The organism is Bartonella sp. AD13SXNS (assembly GCF_042196465.1).
GTDB lineage: Bacteria > Pseudomonadota > Alphaproteobacteria > Rhizobiales > Rhizobiaceae > Bartonella.
Genome location: NZ_JBHIQI010000029.1, coordinates 1 through 6,271 on the forward strand (window position 1 = coordinate 1; position 6,271 = coordinate 6,271).

The window sequence follows — 6,271 nt, forward strand, 5'->3', positions numbered from 1 at the left end:
ACATCCTCATCATGCGCATTGTCTTTAGAGAGGGTTTCAGACAAAAGAGCATGGGCTGTTTCAAGATCTCCTTTTTTTATTGCTTTAATACATAATGCATGGCTAAATAAACTAGCTGAATATTAATGATTACAACTTCAGGTATAGAAAATGCTAAACGAAATAATAAAAAACACGACCGGAATTTACTCACAACAACAGAAACGTATTTTAGTCACAGGAGGCGCTCGCGGCATCGGTAAAGCAATTGTTCTAAACTTATTGAAAAATGGTCATAAGGTAGCAAGTGCAGACATCATTGACATAGAACTACCAACCTCCATCGATACGGCAAGCTTATGTAAATTGATTGTTGATATCCGCGATAAAGAAGCCATTGACTCTTCTGTCCATAAGGTTATCTTAGAATTTGGTGGTCTTGATGTCTTAGTTAATGTAGCAAGCATTTGTTATAGTGGCGATCCAGAAACAATTGATGCTCAAGAATGTGCGAAACATTTGATGTGAATATTAAAGGAATGTTCTATATAATAGCTGCTACTTTACCCTATCTAAAAAAGGAGATTCGCGCCGATATTTAAATATTTCATCCATATGGGGTGTAGAATACAATCCTTCTTTAATTTCATATTCTTCTTCTAAATTTGCTGTAGAGGGCTATACTGGTGGGTTGCGCTTATGGGGAATGCCACAAAATATTCGTGTTTGTTCAATCCAAGTTGATAAAGTTAATACGGATTTTCGTCGCAATTTTAAAGGATTCCCAGAGATACCTCCAGAGAATCTTGCCAAAATGCTTCACCCAGATGACATTGCTTCCGCGGTCAACTTTATTCTTTCCTCATCTAATACCGCACAAATTTCTTCTATACGTCTCGATGCTCCACTTTGGTATCAAATATAAGGATCTATCCAATGAAAATCACGCCCAGAATAGCTCTTGTCTTAACCCTCGTAGGAACCTTTTTTTGGGGTTCCAATTTCCAAGCCACTAAGATAGCTTTAACAACTGTTTCTCCATGGACAGCTTCTTTTGAGCGGTTTCTCATTGCCGTAATCGCCATATTTTTAATTATGATTTTCAAAGAAGGCTTGCGGTGGCATGTTTTATCGCAAAATTTTATTTCTTATATTTTCCTAGGGATTATCGGTGTGGCAGGGTTTAATGGCGCTTTATTTGTTGGCTTGCAAACGTCAAATCCCATAACAGCCTCCCTCATCATGGCGACAACCCCTATTAGTGCTAATATTATTGAAGCTATCATGAATAAATCTTTCCCAACCTGTGAGAGGGTTATAGGGATGCTCATTAGCATGTTCGGGGTCTATTTAGTCATAACAAATGGGAGATTTTTGTCTAACCATGTTTCCTTTGCCAAAGGAGATATTATGATTCTTTTAGGTTCCATTGGTTGGGCGTTCTATACCGTGGGCACGCGGTCATTTGTCAAGAACGCAACCCCGCTTGAAACAACAAGCTGGACGATGCTCTCTGGCACCGTCGCCCTTGGCGTCCTAACCTTTTTATTCGAATCCCCTCTTCAAGAAACGATGTCTATGTCCGGCGCTAGTTTATTCGCACTCCTTTGGATGGGGGTTGCAGGATCAGTTTTAGCCTACCTATTTTGGAATATTGGAATAGCGATCCGAGGTCCGGGTAAGACGGCGATATTTTTCAATTTTGTACCTATTTCAGCCTTATTGGTGCAAATCCTGTTCGGCTTCATCCCTCAAATCATGCAAATCATAGGCGTTTTTGTTACGATTTTTGGAGTTCTAATCGGACAAGGCTATATATTCAGCTTACTAGGATCTAGAAAAGCCGTTCCCAATGCGCATAAAGAGTAATATACTTTTTAAGATGAATGGAAATTGGCGTGTTATTTTTCGCTTTATCGGAACAGATGTGGAGCTTGTTGATTATCAAGATTACCATTGATGAAAGGAATGAAAACAAATGACGCATAACCCCGCCCATTCTAGTGAAGTTCTAAAAGTAGCTTTTTTAGAAGAAATGGGGATAACAATACAAAAATTAACGTATCGTCTTTATATAACAAAATACGTATTTATTGTCAAATAATATTTTATCTTTTTTTGATATTTTTTTGTATTTTTTAAATACGTTGTGTATTGATAATATCTTATGCTTATGAATTGCTTCTTTTATATTTATATGCTTTTAAATCTATATTATGAGCTTTATAAAACAATTGTGTTATTGTTTGAATCTATACATTTATAATATTTAGAAACGCTCTCATAATGCGTATTTTTAACTTTATAACCTATCAGTTTTTTTACTAAATGAATTTTAATTTTTTTGTGAATTTTGTTTATAACGCATTTATCATTTGAACTATCTTAATAGGCACTGTGCTCTTTATAACCAACGCGTTCATTTGCATGTGATTATGAAAACCTGCTTTTTCACGTATTCTCTATAGCTGTTATGTTCTTTACAGCCACCGCATCATTTTTCATTTTCATAAGAGAAACGATAAATAGGATAATTGTGATTTATAGATTGTTATGAAAACACTTATGAAAACATCTAAAGAGAAACTGATAACTATAGAGATTAGAAAAATCCCTTTTAACAGACCGTGTCAGTGTTGTCAGTTTTGTCAGTTCTTTTAGACCCTCTATTATTTTGTTTAATGAGAAAAATAAAAATCATTATATTTCAATGCGTTAATGTTTTAAAGAAACAACCTATATTAAATACAATCTATAATATATATAAAAAGGGGTTTTATAGGGGTTTTGGGGGTTTTAAGAACCTACAAAACCTATAAGTAAAATGAATATACATAACCCTCTTTAAACAAAGCTTTTGAAAAGGATAAAGCTATCATTTTAGATTACGGTATAATCTTTTAAAGGCAATCCCAATAAGAGTGTTTAAAAGTACAAAGCCTTATTTTTAGAATAACGCATATTAGGATTGTATCTAATCAACTTAACAAAAGAGGTATAGATTATGGTTATAAGCTCTATACCCTTTGTGAGTTTGGCATACCCATTATGTGAGCGTGCTTTATAAGTTATTCAGTTTCTTTTAATACCAAATTTGGTAGTTTTTTCACGATTTTCATTGTTTCTAAACTTACAGTAATAACCCTTTGAAATAACTCTAGAGGGTAGGCAGGGTTGCCAATGGTTTCAACAGCATAGCGATTGGCATCATTAACAATGCCGCTCTTTTTATCAGTCTTAACACATTGACGCCCCATAACCCATTCAAGAGCAGGCTTGCCATTGACGATATACTCATAAGCTTCAAGAGGGATATCTGTTATGGTAATATTGCTATTGTAAATAACTGTTGATTTATCCTTTTCGGATTTTCCTTTCTCTTTAGCTGCTTTTGCAAATTTCATTTCAGTTACATAATAGAATTTTTCGGGATTAGAGATTTCTGTCTGTTTTGGATTGCCTTTTTTAAAGGTCACTGGATAAGGTTCTACATCTTCATAATTCACGTGTAAATAACCTAGTTCACGTCCTGCTGTTACAAATTTCCAAAAATCATCAGCACTCTTTACGCAAGGAATACGAGGTAATTCTTTGCATAAATTATCAGCATAACGAGAGCGATAATCTTCCGAATGAAGTAAACCGTAAACATAATAGAATAGATCGTCCTTAGTGATAGTTTCATTAGGATAAGCAGCTTTAAAATGATCTAGACCTTCATCAGTAATGGCATCTCGCTTCTGTAAACCAGCTGTTGTGTTTGCTTCTGTAAATAAATGGGATTGTTTCTCACTTTTACTTTTTGAGACCGTAGTCTCTTCGTAAATATAGCGTGGAAAGCATTGACCTTTATCCACTACATCAAGATTAGGTAAATTCTTAGACATAAGTACAGAAAAACCTGCTTGGGTTCCGGTACCTGTAACTTGTATTATTTTATTTTCAACCACCTTTCCCATAGGGAATATACGCGGGATTTGATAGACTCTCTCATTAAAAGTACGGTTGTAGTATAACCATTGTTTCGTAAAAGGACGATAAAGACTTTGCGTGAGGCATATATTTTCAAATTCAGAAATTTTTCCTCTTACTAATTCTTGTTTAACATTATAGCTCCAACTTATCTTTCTCTCATCTGTATCAACAAAATTATTTACAGCCTTTGTACGTATCTTGCGGTTAGCATGTGTATAAGCTTCATTAAATCGTCCCACTTCACTGTTATAGAAGGCAATCATATTACTCATGTTCTTCTTTAAAGTTTCATGGCTTGAGTTATACGTCCAAGCATCACGGCTAGTTACAATTCCAAGAGAAAACGTTTCAAATAGTCTGAAATGACATCCCTTCTTATCGCCTATAGCTAAAAATGTTTTGAAATTGTTATCACGTTGATGAATCCAGTCACCATGTTCATCCGGTGTAATTATTTTCCAACCTGATTTATTTGTGATGCCACCAACATTACCAAAGTCTTGAAGCATCTCAAGTTTTTTTTCGGTAGAAAGATTATCACCAATGTCGTGATAGTAAATCTCACAAGGTTGTTTTTTATTTGGGTTGCGCACAAAAATCGTTACAGCTATTCCATTTTGGCTTCCAGAACCAAAAACATTGCCTCCTTCCTTTGATAGCTCTTTTGATTTTATATTTTTTCGAATATCGCCACGAAGATTAATGATATAAATAGAAGAATATTCATTTCGTAAGCATTTTCGCATGCCATCAGCAAATGCTTTATCTACCCATCCATTTCCAGAAATATAAGCTACAATACCACCTTGGGAACTTAAGCGATTACTTGCCCACCTAATCGCTCTAATATAGCTATCATAGAGATTTCTTTTTAATGTTGCTTGAGATTTAAGTGCATACGTATTTTGGATACTTCTATCAAGTATTTCATATTCTATATTTGCATTATTATCATTTTCGCTTTTTTGACCTGTTGAATAAGGAGGGTTACCAAAAATAACTTCGATATCCAGTTTCTTTTGATGCTCTAAATATTCACTGTTTTCTTTGAATAATTTTTGCAGCAGATTCTTTTCTTCAAGCATCCGAAACGTATCAGTCAAACCAATATGCTTGAAAGGGATATATTCTCCTTTCATGATACTATGATAGGTCGATTCAATGTTAATCGCTGCTATGTAATAGGCAAGTAAGACAATCTCATTGGCATGGATATCATAACGGTATTTATATTCCATATCCTCTGGTTTGATGAGATCTGATTGTAAAAGCCGCGTAATAAAGGTACCCGTACCCGTGAAAGGGTCAAGAATAGAGACACCCCGTGAACCAAGGCTTTTTCCAAATTCATTGCGTAAAACATCATCAACAGAATGAATGATAAAATCCACAACCTCAATGGGCGTATAAACAATTCCTAATTTTTCTACCGTACGCGGAAAAGCATGACGGAAAAATTCATTATAAAGCTTTACAATTAAGTTTTGTTGTGCTTCAAGACGTGTAGTTCCTCGTGTGTAAAATTGTACATTCCTAGAGAGAGTTCTGAAATCTTGAGATTCTTCTTTAAGAGTAACTTTATCAAGGATATTAAGTACACGTTGTAAAGCACAAGAGACGGGATTTTCTTGAACAAACTGATGCCCCTCAAACAAAGCATCAAAGACTGGACGCGTCACAAGATGTTGTGCAAGCATTTCAATCGCATTTTCTTCGGAGAGGGTCGTGTTTAAATTGTTACGTAATTCGGTCATAAAACCATTAAACACCCGCCGCGTTTCCGTTTCTGATTTTGTTAAAACTTCGGTTAAGCGTGTGATATGATTTTGAGCAAGATCAGCAACATTGGTTGCCCATCTTTTCCAATAGCTAGGGTCGTAATTTCTCTTAACAATAGCTGCTCTAATGACATCCGGATATTGAGAAAAAAGGGATAATTCTTCTTCTGGTTTATATCCGTGAAAGGATTCATAAGTTGGTGATCCAATGTTCAGTCCTGAATATTCTGATTTTGAGCGTATAGGTAAGTCATCAATAACCACAGTTGTATCTTCTGAGGTAGCCTTTTGAGAAGGAACAATAATATCAAGGGCATAGCTTACGTCCTGTTTTATGGACATATGGTGGATTATTTTATTAAAACTCTCATCATGGGCACGCAAAGCATTGACGACTTGCCAGATGACATCATATTTTGGATTATTTTCCAAGGCTTGTACTGGTGGAATGCCAGCCGGTACCCCAACGGGTAGAATGATATAGCCTCTTTTTTTACCCTCTGCTCGACGCATGACACGTCCTATTGCTTGAATAATCT

General features: G+C 35.4%; 4 protein-coding genes and 1 pseudogene. 4 read left to right on the forward strand and 1 reads right to left on the reverse strand.

Features of this window, described 5'->3' with window-relative positions:
• Nucleotides 1–150: 150 nt before the first annotated feature.
• The 4 genes and pseudogenes from ACFIMQ_RS08825 to ACFIMQ_RS08840 form a co-directional block, all read left to right on the forward strand.
• Entirely contained in the window at nt 151–507 is a 357-nt protein-coding gene (locus ACFIMQ_RS08825; protein ID WP_375703862.1) for an SDR family NAD(P)-dependent oxidoreductase, read from the forward strand.
• Between the two features lie 115 nt (nt 508–622).
• Nucleotides 623–904, forward strand: a complete 282-nt coding sequence (locus tag ACFIMQ_RS08830; RefSeq protein WP_375703864.1) for an SDR family NAD(P)-dependent oxidoreductase — start codon at nt 623–625, stop codon at nt 902–904.
• An 11-nt stretch (nt 905–915) separates the two neighbouring features.
• On the forward strand, nt 916–1,848 hold the full coding sequence (locus ACFIMQ_RS08835; RefSeq protein WP_144755783.1) for a DMT family transporter: 933 nt from the start codon (nt 916–918) through the stop codon (nt 1,846–1,848).
• A 13-nt stretch (nt 1,849–1,861) separates the two neighbouring features.
• A pseudogene (locus ACFIMQ_RS08840) lies at nt 1,862–1,939 on the forward strand (Killer protein); the annotation flags it as partial.
• A 1,108-nt stretch (nt 1,940–3,047) separates the two neighbouring features.
• Here ACFIMQ_RS08840 and ACFIMQ_RS08845 read toward each other — a convergent pair.
• A partial coding sequence (locus ACFIMQ_RS08845) for a type ISP restriction/modification enzyme (RefSeq protein ID WP_375703863.1) occupies nt 3,048–6,271 on the reverse strand: 3,224 nt, incomplete at its 5' end.

Bases quoted from the DNA above. Each gene is read 5' to 3' on its own strand.
- ACFIMQ_RS08825 (WP_375703862.1), top strand. From the start codon at position 151: ATGCTAAACGAAATAATAAAAAACACGACCGGAATTTACTCACAACAA.
- ACFIMQ_RS08835 (WP_144755783.1), top strand. From the start codon at position 916: ATGAAAATCACGCCCAGAATAGCTCTTGTCTTAACCCTCGTAGGAACC.